The 16,353-nt window shown below is 38.1% G+C and carries 18 protein-coding genes; 16 read left to right on the top strand and 2 right to left on the bottom strand.

Annotated elements, in window-relative coordinates:
• The first annotated feature begins 1 nt into the window (after window position 1).
• The 12 genes from thiI to HHO41_RS10660 all read left to right on the top strand — a co-directional run bounded on the left by thiI (window position 2) and on the right by HHO41_RS10660 (window position 11,024).
• Entirely contained in the window at window positions 2-1,225 is a 1,224-nt protein-coding gene (thiI, locus tag HHO41_RS10715) for a tRNA uracil 4-sulfurtransferase ThiI (RefSeq protein WP_169098360.1), read from the top strand.
• A 95-nt stretch (window positions 1,226-1,320) separates the two neighbouring features.
• Entirely contained in the window at window positions 1,321-1,527 is a 207-nt protein-coding gene (locus tag HHO41_RS10710) for an alpha/beta-type small acid-soluble spore protein (protein ID WP_169098358.1), read from the top strand.
• 162 nt (window positions 1,528-1,689) lie between these two features.
• Window positions 1,690-3,276: an acyl-CoA synthetase MbcS gene (gene mbcS / locus HHO41_RS10705; protein WP_169098356.1), complete on the top strand. Its 1,587-nt coding sequence runs from the start codon at window positions 1,690-1,692 to the stop codon at window positions 3,274-3,276.
• 248 nt (window positions 3,277-3,524) lie between these two features.
• Complete coding sequence (sppA, locus tag HHO41_RS10700; protein WP_169098354.1) at window positions 3,525-4,535, top strand: signal peptide peptidase SppA; 1,011 nt, start codon at window positions 3,525-3,527, stop codon at window positions 4,533-4,535.
• A 50-nt stretch (window positions 4,536-4,585) separates the two neighbouring features.
• A complete protein-coding gene (locus tag HHO41_RS10695) occupies window positions 4,586-5,050 on the top strand; it encodes an RDD family protein (protein WP_248278426.1) in 465 nt (154 codons plus the stop codon).
• Window positions 5,051-5,126: 76 nt separating this feature from the next.
• Window positions 5,127-5,828 (top strand): DUF2953 domain-containing protein, encoded by a 702-nt coding sequence (locus HHO41_RS10690; RefSeq protein ID WP_348981260.1) that lies wholly within the window; start codon window positions 5,127-5,129, stop codon window positions 5,826-5,828.
• Window positions 5,829-5,845: 17 nt separating this feature from the next.
• A complete protein-coding gene (ytfJ, locus tag HHO41_RS10685) occupies window positions 5,846-6,346 on the top strand; it encodes a GerW family sporulation protein (protein ID WP_169098348.1) in 501 nt (166 codons plus the stop codon).
• A gap of 143 nt (window positions 6,347-6,489) precedes the next feature.
• Window positions 6,490-6,990 carry a thiol peroxidase gene (tpx, locus tag HHO41_RS10680; protein ID WP_169098346.1) on the top strand — a complete coding sequence of 167 codons (501 nt, stop codon included), beginning with the start codon at window positions 6,490-6,492 and terminating at the stop codon, window positions 6,988-6,990.
• A 123-nt stretch (window positions 6,991-7,113) separates the two neighbouring features.
• Window positions 7,114-8,100, top strand: coding sequence for a class I SAM-dependent methyltransferase (locus tag HHO41_RS10675; RefSeq protein WP_169098344.1), 987 nt, complete (start codon window positions 7,114-7,116; stop codon window positions 8,098-8,100).
• Between the two features lie 258 nt (window positions 8,101-8,358).
• Window positions 8,359-9,564 carry an acetate kinase gene (locus HHO41_RS10670; protein WP_169098343.1) on the top strand — a complete coding sequence of 402 codons (1,206 nt, stop codon included), beginning with the start codon at window positions 8,359-8,361 and terminating at the stop codon, window positions 9,562-9,564.
• A 102-nt stretch (window positions 9,565-9,666) separates the two neighbouring features.
• Complete coding sequence (locus tag HHO41_RS10665) at window positions 9,667-10,512, top strand: EcsC family protein (RefSeq protein WP_169098341.1); 846 nt, start codon at window positions 9,667-9,669, stop codon at window positions 10,510-10,512.
• On the top strand, window positions 10,509-11,024 hold the full coding sequence (locus HHO41_RS10660) for a MogA/MoaB family molybdenum cofactor biosynthesis protein (RefSeq protein WP_169098339.1): 516 nt from the start codon (window positions 10,509-10,511) through the stop codon (window positions 11,022-11,024). The genes HHO41_RS10665 and HHO41_RS10660 overlap by 4 nt, the downstream gene beginning before the upstream one ends.
• 160 nt (window positions 11,025-11,184) lie before the next feature.
• On the opposite strand, the gene HHO41_RS10655 is transcribed toward HHO41_RS10660, so the two are convergent.
• A complete protein-coding gene (locus HHO41_RS10655; protein WP_169098337.1) occupies window positions 11,185-11,505 on the bottom strand; it encodes a hypothetical protein in 321 nt (106 codons plus the stop codon).
• Between the two features lie 254 nt (window positions 11,506-11,759).
• Between HHO41_RS10655 and HHO41_RS10650 the strand changes: the two genes are divergently transcribed.
• Together HHO41_RS10650 and argH are read left to right on the top strand one after the other, a co-directional pair.
• Window positions 11,760-12,965 (top strand): argininosuccinate synthase, encoded by a 1,206-nt coding sequence (locus HHO41_RS10650; protein ID WP_169098335.1) that lies wholly within the window; start codon window positions 11,760-11,762, stop codon window positions 12,963-12,965.
• Window positions 12,962-14,338, top strand: a complete 1,377-nt coding sequence (argH, locus tag HHO41_RS10645) for an argininosuccinate lyase (protein WP_169098333.1) — start codon at window positions 12,962-12,964, stop codon at window positions 14,336-14,338. The genes HHO41_RS10650 and argH overlap by 4 nt, the downstream gene beginning before the upstream one ends.
• A 50-nt stretch (window positions 14,339-14,388) precedes the next feature.
• On the opposite strand, the gene HHO41_RS10640 is transcribed toward argH, so the two are convergent.
• Complete coding sequence (locus HHO41_RS10640) at window positions 14,389-14,841, bottom strand: universal stress protein (RefSeq protein WP_169098331.1); 453 nt, start codon at window positions 14,839-14,841, stop codon at window positions 14,389-14,391.
• Window positions 14,842-14,958: 117 nt separating this feature from the next.
• On the opposite strand from HHO41_RS10640, the gene HHO41_RS10635 reads away from it, so the two are divergent.
• Window positions 14,959-15,117 (top strand): hypothetical protein, encoded by a 159-nt coding sequence (locus HHO41_RS10635; protein ID WP_169098328.1) that lies wholly within the window; start codon window positions 14,959-14,961, stop codon window positions 15,115-15,117.
• Between the two features lie 113 nt (window positions 15,118-15,230).
• Window positions 15,231-16,343 carry an alanine dehydrogenase gene (ald, locus tag HHO41_RS10630; RefSeq protein WP_169098326.1) on the top strand — a complete coding sequence of 371 codons (1,113 nt, stop codon included), beginning with the start codon at window positions 15,231-15,233 and terminating at the stop codon, window positions 16,341-16,343.
• The last annotated feature ends 10 nt before the right edge of the window (window positions 16,344-16,353 follow it).

The following is a 16,353-nucleotide window of genomic DNA, read 5'->3' as shown; positions in this document are numbered from 1 at the left end:
GATGAATTATGATCGGATTATTATACGATATGGCGAAATTTCTACAAAGGGACGAAATCGCAAACAATTTATCGACAAATTGCGTAAAAGTATTAAGCCATTATTAAAAAATACACCAAAAGCAAAAATCGATGCTTCTCGAGACAGAATGTATATTTTATTAAACGGAGAAAATGGCGATGAAATTATTGAAGGGTTAAGAGGAATCTTTGGAATCCAGTCTTTCAGTCCTGCCGTGAAAGTTGAAAAAGAGCTTGATAAGATGAAGGATGCGGCATTGACGCTGTTTCAACAGGTGTATAAAGAAGGTAATACGTTTAAAATTACCGGAAAGCGTTCTGACAAAACGTTTGAATTGACTGCAGAGGATATTAATCAGGAATTTGGTGCCCATATCCTAAAAAGTATGGACGGTTCAGGCTTAAAGGTCAACGTAAAGAATCCTGATATCAACTTATTAATCGAAATTCGGGCTGATGCGGCTTATTTATCATGTGAAACCATTCGTGGGGCAGGTGGTTTGCCAGTTGGTTCAAGCGGGAAGGCAATGCTGATGCTATCTGGCGGTATTGATAGTCCAGTGGCAGGATATTTGTCCATGAAGCGCGGCCTGGAAATTGAGGCAGTTCATTTTTATAGCCCGCCATTTACAAGCGAACGATCTAAACAAAAAGTTATCGATTTAACAGAGAAACTAGCGAAAGTTAGCGGTTCCGTTAATTTGCACATTGTACCGTTTACTGAAATCCAGCAGATCATTCAAAAACAAGTTCCTGCTAATTATTCAATGACGACAACCCGAAGAATGATGCTTAAAATTACTGATGAAATTCGTAAAAACCGGGAAGGCTTGGCGATTGTAACGGGTGAAAGCCTAGGGCAGGTTGCCAGCCAAACTCTTGAAAGCATGTATGCGATTAATGAAGTGACGAATACGCCAATTATCCGACCGCTTATAACGATCGACAAACATGATACGATTGAAATTGCCCAACAAATCGACACTTACGACATTTCGATTAGACCTTTTGATGATTGCTGTACTGTTTTCGTACCGTCATCACCAAAAACAAAACCAAAGCGTGAAAAAGTAATTCATTATGAAAGTTATTTTGATTTTGAGCCATATATTGAAAAAGCCGTTCAAGAAACAGAAATGATACGCATAAGAATTGGAAATACAAACCATAATATGTCAGTAGACGAAATCAGTGAATTATTCTAATCAATTGTTAAATATTTGTTAACATTTACCAATGAAAGTTTTGAATGAAGCCATGTGATTCTACACACTCTATAATCACAAGGAGGTGATATCACATGGCTAACAGCAACAACTCAAACCAATTATTAGTTCCAGGAGCTGAACAAGCACTTCAACAAATGAAGTATGAAATTGCTACTGAATTTGGTGTGAATCTTGGAGCTGACACAACTTCACGCGCTAACGGTTCAGTTGGTGGTGAAATTACAAAGCGTTTAGTATCTATGGCACAACAACAATTTAGTGGTGGTTTCAGCAAATAACAAAAAAATACAAATGGCTACAAGAAGCGAGTCTAACGGCTCGCTTCTTTATATTTTTTTGTCAAAATAAATAGAAAAATAATTTAAAATTTTGTGAAAATTTAGTATAAAATAAGGTTGTAGCGAAATTACTATCGTAATATTTACTAAGGGGGAAATAGAATGGAAAGAAAAGATCTTTTAGCACCAGAAAAATACAATCTTGTAAGTGAAGTTGAGCAGTATGCACAAGATGAACATAAGCTAGCTATCAATTGGGAAAATGAAGCTGGAGATGTGCAAGAAGTTACATACAAACAACTTATTTTAAATGCCAATAAAGTTGGTAATTTATTATATGAAAGCGGTTTACAGAAGGGCGATGTAGTTCTTGTCATGGTACCTCGCTTAATCGAAGCATACCAAGTTTACCTTGGTGCATTAAAAGCTGGGATTATCGTCATTCCAAGTTCAGAAATGCTTCGTAAGAAAGACCTACAATATCGTATTAATCATGCCGGAGTGAAAGCGGTGGTTTGTTATCACCCATACTTAGACCAATTTGATGGTATTGAAGAAGCAGAAAAGCTTACTAAATTTGTAATTGGTGCAGAGGCCGAAGGTTGGACTCAATTAGATGGTGAGCTTAAGCATGTATCGGATCAATTTGACTACGCTGATACATTAGCAAGCGATATGGCATTCTTATCCTACACTTCAGGTACAACTGGAAATCCTAAAGGCGTTGTTCACACACATGGTTGGGCATATGCACACTTACGCACTGCTGCTAAAAACTGGCTTGGAATTGAAGAAGGCGATAAAGTTTGGGCAACTGCTAGCCCTGGTTGGCAAAAATGGATTTGGAGTCCATTCTTATCTGTATTAGGTTCAGGTGCAACTGGTATTGTTTATAACGGACGTTTTGAACCACAAAAATATCTTCAGATTCTTGAAAAGAATGAAGTGAATGTATTATGTTGTACTCCAACAGAATACCGTATCATGGCGAAGGTTGATAATCTTGATGAATTTAAATTACCTCATTTACACAGCGCAGTATCAGCTGGTGAGCCATTAAACCGCGAAGTAGTTGAGACATTTAGCCGTCACTTTAATGTTGAAGTTCGTGATGGATATGGACAAACAGAAAATACCTTATTGATTGGTGTAACAAAAGGAATGGAATTAAAACCAGGCTCTATGGGTAAACCAACTCCTGGTAATAAAGTAGAAATTATCAATGAAGATGGACAACCATGCCAAGTTGGTGAAGTTGGTGATATCGCAGTTCATGTTTCTACACCAGCATTATTCAAAGAGTATTATAAGGATGCTGAAAGAACTGCTATGCAATTCCGTGGTGAGTATTATGTTACCGGTGATAGAGCTAAGAAAGATGAAGAAGGGTATTTCTGGTTTGAAGGACGAAATGATGATATTATCATCAGCTCTGGATATACGATTGGACCATTCGAAGTTGAGGATGCTTTAGTTAAACACCCATTCGTAAAAGAATGTGCGGTTGTTGCTAGCCCAGATGAAATTCGTGGTAGTATTGTTAAGGCATTCGTTGTTCTTAGAGAAGATGTTGATCAAAACGACTCAAACTTAATTCCTGCACTTCAGGATCATGTTAAAGAGTTAACTGCACCTTATAAATATCCACGTGCAATCGAATTCCTAGAAGAGCTACCAAAAACAACTTCAGGAAAAATCCGCCGCGTAGAACTACGCCAAAAAGAACTGGCAGCATTCAGCGTGAAATAATAAGCTTATTAAAAATAGGCTTTGTTAACCTAAGTATTGATTTTGCAGGTTGATTGGAGCGGAAATCAACATTTATGTTTTACACAGCAAAAAATAAAGACTGACTTTGTGTCGGTCTTTATTTTTTTATTTTGATATTAGTTGATATTTTTACCTATTCTGCCAATTATTTTGTACAATTGAAACATAATATATCCACCAATAATTCTAAACACTAAGGGAATGAGGTTGATGAGGAGGTTGTACATATGAATGGAAAACGATGGGCAGCGCTGGGAATTGCCGCTGGCTTGTTTATATTTTCAATCATTATTAACGTATTAAGCACATTTGCTTTTACCAATGTTGAAACAGGCTTGTCAGAATTCTTTGCAATGACTGATGAGCCATTTACTGAAGAGGTTATTAAAGAAGGAGATCCTTTTAAGCAAATTGCTGTGCTTGATGTGAATGGAGTAATTCAGGATACAGGGGATGTCTCCTCATTTTTCGAAAGCCCTACCTATAATCATCGCTTATTTATGGAAAAGCTCGATTATGCAGCTGAAAGTGATGACATCAAGGGAATTATCATACGTGTTAATTCACCCGGTGGCGGGGTCATGGAAAGTGCGGAAATCCATGATAAGTTAGTCGAAATAAAGAAAGAGACTAAAAAACCAATTTATATTTCGATGGGCGCAATAGCAGCTTCGGGTGGTTATTATATTTCGACACCTGCAGATAAAATTTTTGCCACTAAGGAAACGATGACCGGTTCTCTGGGAGTTATTATGCAGAATATTAACTATGCAGGTTTGGCAGAGAAATATGGGGTTGATTTTGTCACGATAAAAAGTGGGCCTTATAAGGACATCATGAGTCCAAGCAGGGAAATGACTGAAGAGGAACGAAAAATCCTTCAGGGAATGATTGATAATTCGTACGAAGGATTCGTTAAAGTCATAGCCGAAGGGCGTAAAATGTCAACTGATCAAGTCAAACAAATTGCCGATGGCAGGATATATGATGGTTTGCAAGCGAAGGAATTGAATTTAATCGATAATTTTGGTTATTTTGACGATTGCATAGCCGCGATGAAATCAGACAATAAACTAAAAGGTGCCCAAGTAGTTCAGTTTTCCGACAGTTTTGGTTTCGAATCATTTTTGAATATGAAAGCAAATAAGTTAATTGGCAAGGATTTAGAAGTGGCAGGCATTATGAAGCTCATGTCCCAGCCTAATTCCCCAAGACTCATGTATTTATATGCGGAATAAGGAGGGGGAGTATGAGCATGGACGATTTTTCTAATAACAAAATAGAGGAAATGGAATCATTGCCGGAATATGCTATTCATCAGCCACCTATGCAGATGCTGCCGATTCGGTTTGCAGGATTTTGGATGCGCTTTTGGGCCTATTTACTGGATTTAATCGTGATTGGCAGTATAAACCGAATGATCATTAACCCAGTATTTCGCGCACTAGATATTTCTCTATACGAGTCAAGTATGTTGGCACCGATGTCGATTGCCACAGCCATAATATTCTACGCCTATTTTGTCTTGATGACGAAATATTTTGGTCAAACGCTTGGAAAAATGGTATTCGGTTTAAGGGTTGTAAACTTGGATGGTTCCCCCTTAACCTGGAACACAGTCCTATTTCGTGAGTTAATTGGACGTTATATATCTGTGTCGATATTTGTTTTGTATCTCATTGTTGCTTTTCTTCCGAAGAAACAAGGAATTCATGATTTATTTGTTGATACAAGTGTCATTCATAAAAGTTAACTTTTAAAACCTGCTGATCATCAATCGGCAGGTTTATTTTTGGTCAAATTAGCCAATACTTAAAGCTTGAAAGGTCGTGAATTCATTGAAATGGTTACTCCTTTGTCTCATCATTCTGTTGCTCCTGTTTTCTCTCATCGCTATAACAAAAATAACCATTTTAATAAATTACCATCATAGTCAGGATGATGATCGGTTAGATGTAAAAATTAAAGCTTGGTTTGGTCTTATAAAATATAAAATTTCCGTTCCAATTATTAAAATTGATGATGATTCTGCTGCGATTGTTTATGAACAAAAAACGCAGGCTGGTGAACAAGTAGAACCGGAACAAAAGAAAAAAAAATTCTCTGCCAAGGACTTAATTCAAGGAATTGAAGATACGAAGACTTTGCTTAAGCATGTCGTCTCCTTGCATAAGATTGTGCGCAATTTTCTCCGTAAGGTGTCTATAAAAGACATCAAATGGCAATCTGTGATTGGAATTAGTGATGCAGCTATCACCGGTACTTTGACCGGAGGACTATGGGCGGTAAAGGGAGGACTATTAGGTGTGTTAAGTAATTATTTTCGTATGAAAAATATGCCTGAACTTTCTATTACTCCGAGCTTCCTTCGACCTGTTTCGCAAACTCGGTTTCAATGTATGATTCAATTTCGAATCGGGTATGCTATGTTAGCAGGTATTAAACTAGTGAAATACTGGAAGGGCGGCAGACCGAAATTCCAGTCGAATCACCTAAAAATACTCTCGAAGGATAAATCAAAAAGTGTGTAGTTTAGGAGGAATAACGAATGTCTGATCATCCAATTCAAGGGCTTATGACAACCGCAATGGAAAATTTAAAAGAAATGATTGACGTAAACACTATTATTGGTGACCCTGTTGAAACACCAGACGGAAGTGTAATTTTAACGGTTTCCAAAGTAGGGTTTGGCTTTGCTGCTGGTGGTAGTGAGTTTATTATCGACAGTGGTGGCAGTAATGGGGGCAATGGCGGAAATAGCGGCTCAGGTTCTGATAAAGACAAAGGCCAAGGTGGACCAAAGCATCCGTTTGGTGGAGGTAGTGGTGGTGGTGTTTCTATTACACCGATTGCTTTCTTAATTGTAAGCTCCAGTGGCGTGAAAATGCTCCATCTTGATGAAAGTACTCATCTATATGAGAAAATTCTTGATTTGGCCCCACAAGCAGTTGATAAAATTCAACAAATGATGAATAAGAAGGATCAGAATAAATCAGATAAAGGTCAAAATGACAATGATGGAAGCAATGGGCAAAAGCAGGAATTATAATCTTTTAAACTCGCCTCAGAGGCGAGTTTTATTATGTAGTCCAAATGATTTTGGATTATTAAAAGTCTTCTTAATTGAAAAAAACATGATAAATAGTTATGATTAACACTATGAAAGTTGTAATAAATGAGGAGGAAATGAATATGGCATCAATTACATTTAAAGGAAATCCAGTAACATTATTAGGACAAGAAATAAAAGTAGGGGAAAAGGCACCAAATTTTACCGTTCTTGCCAATGATTTATCACCAGTAACATTAGAGAATTCAAAAGGAAGCGTTAGATTAATTAGTGTTGTTCCTTCTTTAGATACAGGTGTTTGTGATGCACAAACTCGCCGTTTTAACGAAGAAGCTGCTAACCTTGGCAATGTGCAAATCTTAACTGTAAGTGTCGACCTTCCATTCGCGCAAAAGCGTTGGTGCGGAGCTGCAGGTATTGATAAAGTTCAAACTGTTTCTGACCACCGTGACCTTTCATTCGGTGAAGCATTTGGGGTTGCAATTCAGGAACTACGTTTATTAGCTCGTGCGGTATTCGTAATTGATTCAAATGACGTTGTTACATACGCAGAATACGTAAGCGAAGCAACAAATCATCCGAATTATGAAGCAGCAATCGAAGCAGCAAAGCAAGCAAAATAATGAATGAAAAAGGTAAGCCCTAATAATAGGGCTTATTTTTTTGTCCGTTTTTGTAGAAAATTGCTTGAGGTTAGCACTGTTGCTCGGTAAAATAGACGAATAGGATAAATTAGGAGGAAAGTCATGGTAAAAATCTCGCCGGTAGAAGAGCTCTTTACATTAATAAATGAAACAGCTCAAATCATACAAGAAGAGATATCATGTACATTTTTAGAAGCACTTGCAGAGACGGGTGAGAATTTATTCCAGGGAACAATTGTTCAGGAAGAATTTAGCCAATTAAATAGAAAACGCCTCGAAAAGCTTTATGATCAGGTGAACATGATGAAGTACCAAAAAGAAGAAATTCGAAAGGCATTCCAGTTGGTTATTCTAAAAGGAATGAAGGACAACGTACAAGCAAACCACCAAATGACTCCCGACGCGATTGGGATGTTAATGGGGTTCCTAGTTAATAAATTTGTTCAAAAACAGTCCTTCAAGCTATTGGATCCCACAGTTGGAACTGGAAATTTAATGGCGACCGTAATCAATCACCTCCAAGAAAAAGAAATAGATGCAATTGGAATTGAGGTAGATGATTTATTAATCCGGTTGGCCTTTGTGAATGCTAATCTTCAGCAGCATTCAATCGAGTTTTTTAATCAAGATAGTATTATGCCACTATATGTTGATCCCGTAGACGTCGTGATTTGTGATTTACCAGTCGGGTTTTATCCTAATGATGAGAGAGCTTCAGAGTTTCTCGTTAAAGCAGATCAAGGACGTACTTATGCACATCATCTATTGATTGAACAAAGCGTGCAACATACAAAGGATGGCGGGTATTTATTTTTTATGATACCAAATGGCTTATTTGAAAGTGAACAGGCAGACAAACTCCATCAATTTTTGAAGGATCATGTTAATATTCAGGGTATCCTGCAATTACCGATGTCAATGTTTAAAACTGAAAGTTCAGCAAAAAGCATACTGATTTTACAAAAGAAGGGCGAAAACGTTCGAGCTCCAAAGCAAGCTCTTTTAGTTAACATGCCTTCTTTAGCAAATCGGCAAGCTGTCGAAAAAGTCTTTGCCCAAATCGACCTTTGGTTAAAAGGAAACAAATAATTCCAATAGTTCCAGTCTATGGTCTGCATTGACTGGTTCTGTTAAATTATTTCAGAAAAATAAAAATTGTTGCATTTTTTGAATATATTTACTTTATAATGTAACCGTTATCATTTTAAAAAATTACTTGATAAGAGCATTTCCCAGTGATTTAATGAGGAATTGAGAGATATATTTATTCAATCTGTGCAAAATAAGTATGTACACGTTTGCGGTCTCACCCTAGATGTGGCACAAGAAAAAAGGAGCGGAAGATTTATGGCAAAAATTATTGCAATAAACGCAGGGAGTTCATCGTTAAAGTTTCAATTGTTTGAAATGCCAAGTGAAGATGTTATAACAAAAGGGTTAATCGAACGGATTGGCCTTAATGATGGGATATTTAATATAACAGTTAATGGCGAAAAAATCAAAGAAATCACTGATATTCCAAACCATGAAGTTGCAGTTGAGCTTTTAGTAAATAAATTGACCGATCTAGGGATTATTAAATCTTTAAATGAAATCGTAGGTGTGGGCCACCGCGTTGTACATGGTGGAGAGGAATTTAATGATTCGGTCTTAATTACTGATGAAGTATTACAAAAGATCGAAGCACTTTCTGAGTTAGCACCGCTTCACAATCCGGCTAATATTACCGGAATTAAGGCATTTTCACATGTATTGCCAAATGTTCCTGCAGTTGCTGTTTTTGACACAGCCTTCCATCAAACGATGCCAGAAAGCTCGTATTTATACAGTTTACCGTATGAATATTATGAGAAATTTGGAATTCGCAAATATGGTTTCCATGGTACTTCTCATAAATACGTTTCAGAACGTACAGCAGAATTACTTGGTCGACCAATCGAGAATTTACGATTAATTTCCTGTCACCTTGGTAATGGTGCAAGTATTGCAGCGATTGAAGGTGGTAAGTCAATTGATACTTCAATGGGCTTTACTCCACTTGCTGGTGTTACGATGGGTACTCGTTCAGGTAACATTGACCCTGCACTTATTCCATACATCATGGAAAAGACAGGTAAGACAGCTGACGAAGTATTAGATGTATTAAATAAAGAAAGTGGTATGCTTGGTGTGTCAGGCTTCTCAAGCGACCTTCGTGATATTGAAGAGCAAGCAGAACAGGGCAATGACCGTGCTGAGCTTGCGCTAGAGGTTTTTGGAAACAGAATCCACAAATATATCGGTTCATATGCAGCACGTATGAACGGTGTAGATGCGATTATCTTTACAGCGGGTATTGGTGAAAATAGTGAAGCTATTCGCGCTCGTGTTCTAAAAGGCTTAGAATTTATGGGTGTTTATTGGGATCCTTCATTAAATAAGGTTCGTGGTCAAGAGACATTCATTAACTATCCTCATTCACCTGTAAAGGTTCTTATCGTTCCAACAAATGAAGAAGTAATGATTGCCCGTGACGTTGTTCGTTTAGCAAACGGTGCCTTTCTAACTGTTTAATTCAATCCAACTGCCGAGGGAAAATTTCTCGGCAGTTTTTTTATACCTCAAATTTGATATGTTATACTTGATTTACACGCAAGCTGATTGGGAGGAATGTACGTGAGCCTTACCGAGTACGAAGAAAAAGTATTACAAACAATAGTTGAATGGAACAATCAAATCGATCAATATCATCCAAATGATTTTGAATTGACTTTCGATAAATATATAGACCGCACGTTTTCACTTTTACCGGAGAATATCCAAGAACAGTTTTTTTCAGTCATCGATAGTTGGTTGTTTCATCTTCATGCGATGATTCAAGGAGCACAACTACAAATGGATGCGAAGGAGCGGATATTGACTGCCGGTCGCATCTTTAATCCAGACATCACACAATTAGAAGATTTGCGTAGCCTAAGAATTGAGCAGCTTCAATATATTGCCCAGCAGCAAATTTCCAGACATCGTTTTTATTCCATGATACAAGGTGGCTTATCAGGAACTGGCGGTGCACTTCTGCTTGGTTCGGATATTCCTGCGATGGCAGTGATTAATTTGCGGGTTGTTCAACTCATTGCGATGACTTATGGCTTTGAAGTCAATACTCCATTTGAAATGATGACATCATTAAAGGTCTTTCATAGCTCATCACTGCCGACGAGACTTCAGGCAAAAGCTTGGGAGGAGTTAATCACTGACCTAAGAGGTCATCATACGAAATATTTTTATGAAGGAAAAGAAGAAATTTCTGATATCAGTTGGTTAGAACAACCAATCAAGCAGCTATTCAAATTATTAGTTATCTCCTTATTTAAAAAGAAGACAATGAAGGGCATTCCAGTTATCGCAATGGGCATTGGTGCCAGTTCCAATTATCTGTTTACAAGAAGGGTTACTGAATTCGCCCACAAATACTATCAAATGAGATATTTGATTGAAAAAAGAGGGGAATCTCTAGAATGAGCAAAGCAGAACATAAAAAATCAGCACCAAGAAGCGTAAAATGTAAGATTATCACTGTAAGTGATACGAGAACAACTGAAACGGATAAAAGCGGCAAATTGATGATTGAATTATTAACTGGTGCAGGGCATATGATTTCTGATTATGTCATTGTAAAGGATGAAAGAACGGCAATTCGCGATGCAGTATTAGCAGGCTGTGAGAATCCAGAAATTGATGCAATATTAACAAACGGGGGCACCGGTATTGCCTTGCGGGATGTTACGATTGAAACGGTGCGTGAGTTGTTTGATAAGGAGATTTCAGGTTTCGGAGAGCTCTTTAGATTGTTGAGTTATCAGGAGGATATCGGTTCTGCCGCCATTCTGTCACGTGCAGTTGCCGGTGTTGTGAAAAATAAAGCAGTATTCTCAACTCCTGGTTCAACTGGTGCTGTTCGATTAGCAATGGATAAGCTAATCTTGCCAGAACTTGGCCATGTAGTAGGTGAGCTACAGAAGGATTTAAAATAAAACCGCAGATACATAAAAGCTTTAAGCGAATATTTCTAGCTATGACAACAAAAAAGGATGACTCTTTGGTAGGAGCCATCCTTTACACACAAGGCATTTGGAATTATCGACTTTGGTAGATCGCGATGGCCACCTTAGTGGAGAACTTTAGATGAGGTGATTACTGATCTAATTTGTATTCTTGCGTGGATTCTTCCGATGTACGATACCAGATCCACAAATCATTAATTACAGAGGCAAGTTCAGCAATTTCATTATTGATGCGACAAGATTGCATGAAGTCATTTTCATTTGCTAAATCTCCAAGCTTCTTGTCAATTTCCTTTTCTAAGGACGAGATTCGGTCGGGAATTTGACCTCGAATATTTTCCCAGTGAAACAGAATTTCTTGCTGTGTCATCATGTTGTATTCTTCCCAATCCTTTTCCAAGGAGGGTACCGGTATTCCTAAACGATCATCTTGGAAAAAATAACCTTCCATAGTATAACTCCTCCTTTGTTTTACATCAGGTGCTTGTCGCTAAAGCTAAGCTCCTATGTTTTGTATTGTCTTAATTTTACAACAAATCAACGCTCTTATCCATTGACAGTTTTGTGACATTCATCACGAAAACATTTTTTGCGAGATTTGTAGAATAGCGCTTGAAATTTTCTAGAAAAATTGCTAAAGTGTATACATGTTGAATAAAAATTAAAAAACTTGAATGTTTATACAATAGAAGGAGGAACAATTTAATGAGCAAGCCAAAATTAGTTCTAGCATACTCCGGTGGTTTGGATACATCTGTAGCAATAAAATGGTTAATGGAAAAAGGTTATGATGTTGTAGCATGTTGCCTTGATGTCGGTGAAGGAAAAGATCTTGATTTTATTCAAAAGAAAGCAAAAGATATGGGTGCAGTTGAGTCCTATATTATTGATGCTAAAGAAGAATTTGCAAGAGATTTTGCATTAGTAGCACTTCAAGCTCAAGCATATTATGAGCAAAAATATCCACTAGTTTCTGCATTATCTCGTCCATTAATTTCAAAGAAATTAGTCGAAATCGCAGAAAAAGAGGGTGCAGTTGCGGTAGCGCACGGTTGTACTGGTAAGGGTAATGACCAAGTTCGCTTTGAAGTATCATTCTCAGCTTTAAATCCAGATTTACAAGTCCTTGCGCCAGTGCGTGAATGGAAATGGTCTCGTGAAGAGGAAATTGAATATGCAATCAAACACGATATTCCTGTACCAATTAACTTAGATAGCCCATACTCAATCGACCAAAACCTTTGGGGACGTGCTAATGAGTGTGGAATTCTTGAAGATCCATGGGCAGCTCCACCTGAAGATGCTTATGACCTGACTGTAAGCCTTGAAAAAGCTCCTGATACTCCAGATGTAATCGAAATCGGTTTCGAACAAGGTGTACCAGTTTCACTAAATGGTGAATCCATGTTAGTTTCTGAAATTATCCTTAAATTAAACGAGCTAGCAGGTAAGCATGGTATTGGCCGTATCGACCATGTTGAAAACAGACTTGTAGGGATAAAATCCCGTGAAGTATATGAAATTCCTGGTGCATTAACTTTACTTAAAGCACACAAAGAGCTTGAAGATTTAACACTTGTTAAAGAGGTGGCACACTTCAAACCAATCATTTCACAAAAACTTTCTGAAGTGATTTATAACGGTTTATGGTTCTCACCACTTACTGATGCACTTAAAGCATTCTTGAAAGAAACACAAAAATTCGTAACCGGAACAGTTCGCGTAAAACTATTCAAAGGTCATGCGATTGTTGAAGGAAGAAAATCACCATATTCTTTATATGATGAGAAATTAGCTACTTATACAACTGAAGATAATTTTGATCATGATGCTGCTGTTGGATTCATTAAATTATTTGGCCTTCCAACAAAAGTTCAATCAATGGAACAAAACAAGAAGGTGACAGTGTGAAAAAACTTTGGGGCGGACGTTTTACAAAATCTGCAGAAGAATGGGTAGATGAATTCGGCGCATCCATTTCTTTTGATAAACAATTAGTGTTTGAGGATTTAGAAGGTAGTATCGCCCATGTTACGATGCTTGCAAAATGTGGAATCATCTCTCCTGAAGAAGGAGAGATGATTAAAAATGGCCTCGAACAATTGAAGGAAGAGGCGAAAGAAAATAAGCTTCCTTTTTCAGTAAAGCTTGAGGATATTCATTTAAATAATGAAAGCTTTTTAACTGAAAAAATTGGTCCTGTAGGTGGGAAATTACATACAGGTCGAAGCCGTAATGACCAAGTAGCGACAGATATGCATTTATATTTGCGCAATCAACTTGATGCGATTGTTGAATTAATTGAAGAAATGCAATCCACTTTAGTTGAGCAAGCTGAAAAACATGTTGAAACCATCATGCCAGGCTACACACATCTTCAACGTGCTCAGCCGATTTCATTCGCTCATCATCTGTTAGCCTATTTTTGGATGTTAGAGCGAGACAAAGAACGCTTTTTACAAAACCAAAAGAGAACGAATATTTCTCCACTAGGCGCTGGGGCATTGGCGGGTACAACCTTCCCAATCGACCGTCACTACAGTGCTGAATTATTGGAGTTTGACGGCATCTATGAAAACAGTCTAGATGCTGTAAGTGATCGTGACTTTATTTTGGAGTTTCTTTCTGCTAGCTCCATTTTAATGATGCATTTATCACGTTTAAGTGAAGAAATCATTCTTTGGTCGAGCCAAGAATTCCGTTTTATCGAATTAGATGACAGCTTTTCAACTGGTTCAAGTATCATGCCACAGAAGAAAAATCCGGATATGGCCGAGCTAATTCGCGGGAAAACAGGACGTGTTTATGGAAACCTTGTCGGCTTGTTGACTGTATTAAAAGGCCTACCACTTGCTTATAACAAGGATATGCAAGAGGATAAAGAAGGTATGTTTGATACAGTTAAGACCGTTACAGGTTCTCTCAAAATCTTTGCTGGAATGATCCGCACCATGAAGGTTCGTACAGAGGAAATGACTAAAGCGACAAAAAATGATTTCTCTAATGCAACGGAGTTAGCTGACTATTTAGCTGAAAAAGGGTTACCGTTTAGAGAAGCGCATGAAGTCGTTGGTAAGCTTGTCCTAACCTGTGTTAATAAGGGCTGCTATCTTGCTGATTTATCACTTGATGAGTATAAAGCGGCAAATCCTTTATTTGAAGAGGATATTTATCATGCACTTAATCCATATACTGCTGTTGAACGCCGTAACAGTGCAGGTGGAACAGGATTTAAGCAAGTTAAACTGGCTCTTGAAAAAGCAAAACATTGCTTGGAAAAATAAACAAATAAAAGGTTGACTCATTTGAGTCAACCTTTTATTTGTTTTATGGATTAATCGTCAGTCTCTGGTGTACGAACTACGAGTACGTCGCAGTTTGCGTAACGAGTGATATGTTCAGATACGCTTCCGATAAAGAATCTTTCAACAGCGTTTAAACCAGTCGCTCCACACATGATTAAATCAACACCGTTATTTTTAGCAATATCTTTAGGGATTTTTACCTTTGGAGAGCCATAATCTACAATATAATCGACATCTTTAATGCCAGCATCAACTGCTTGTTTTTGATAGTTTTGCATTAACTCGGCTGCGAAGGAATCCGCTCTTTCCGCAATTGCTCTGTCATATGCTTCTACGGTAGCAAAGGTGCGCGTATCGATGATATGTGTTAGTAAAAGTGTCGCATTATTACGCTTTGCCACTTCTATAGCTTTTTTAAACGCCCATTCTGCTTCTTTTGAACCATCGACAGCAACTAATATTTTTTTATATTTTAATGTCATTTTTCCTCTCCTCCTTTACCTTTATTATACAATATTTAACTGCCTAGTATATATGTTTATATTAGAAGAACACTAATATTGTCGCAATAATGGCGCAATAGGAAAGGGAGTGGAAGCTTGAAAAAGTACCCTGAGAATCAACAGTCGACGTTTTTCTACGATGAAAATGGTACAAAAGAAGTTAGCGAGCAAATCATGGATGCCTACAACAGTGGTTTTATTAATCAATATTCAACGGAGTCAGTCGAACCAAACACTCTAGACTCATTATTCTAAAAGAAGCATACAATGCGGCTGCCCAATTGGCAGTCTTTTTTTATAAAATTTCAACTGTTGCGGTGACAATGATAAGATAAAGGTAACTACACTGGTTAGGGAGGTTTTCGGTTTTGAGGATTGGGGTACCTAAGGAAATCAAAAACAATGAAAATCGGGTTGCCATTACACCAGCAGGAGTAATGAATTTAAAAAAGTTCGGCCATGAAATATTTGTGGAAAATAATGCTGGGATGGGTTCAGGCTTTACTAACGATGATTATACTGCGGTTGGAGCAGTCATTGTTGATCATAGCGCCGATGCTTGGGCGGTGGATATGGTGATGAAGGTTAAAGAGCCCATCCAAAATGAATATCAGTATTTTCGTGAGGATTTAATTTTATTTACTTATCTCCATTTAGCACCAGAACCAGACTTAACGAAGGCTTTAGTTGACGCAAAGGTCATTGGTATTGCCTATGAAACAGTACAGCTTGCAAATGGTTCTTTACCATTATTGACGCCAATGAGTGAAGTCGCAGGAAGAATGGCGCCGCAGGTTGGTGCACAATTTTTAGAAAAGGTCAATGGTGGGAAAGGGATTCTCCTGTCTGGAGTGCCAGGTGTCGCCCGCGGCAAAGTAACGATAATTGGTGGAGGAGTTGCGGGCACCAATGCCGCAAAAATAGCAATTGGCCTAGGTGCGAAGGTGACGATGATTGATTTGAATCCAGAGCGGCTGCGCCAGCTTGATGATTTATTTGGAAATAGTGTCACGACGTTAATTTCAAATCCATATAATATTGCTGCTGCTGTGGCAAAATCAGACCTCGTGATTGGTGCAGTTCTAATTCCGGGAGCAAAGGCACCAAAGCTTGTAAGCGAAGACATGATTCGAAGTATGGATCCCGGCTCGGTGGTTGTTGATATTGCCATCGATCAAGGTGGGATTTTTGCCACAACTGATCGTGTGACAACACATGAACAGCCTACTTATGAGAAATATGGCGTTGTTCATTATGCAGTGGCTAATATGCCTGGTGCGGTACCGAGGACATCGACAATTGCTCTGACGAATGTGACGGTACCTTATGCTTTGCAGATTGCTAATAAAGGCTATCGGCAAGCATGTTTAGATAATCCAGCTTTGCTTAAGGGGATTAACACTTTAAAGGGGTATGTAACTTACCCAGCTGTTGCCGAGGCGCTTCAGTATCCTTATCGGGATGCGAGGGAGCTATTATAGATAGTTGTTT

Origin of the sequence: Bacillus sp. DNRA2, assembly GCF_012843265.1 — a bacterium.
Taxonomy (GTDB): domain Bacteria; phylum Bacillota; class Bacilli; order Bacillales; family Cytobacillaceae; genus Bacillus_BU.
The sequence above is the reverse complement of the archived record's forward strand: the minus strand, read 5'-3'. Positions and strand labels throughout refer to the sequence as shown.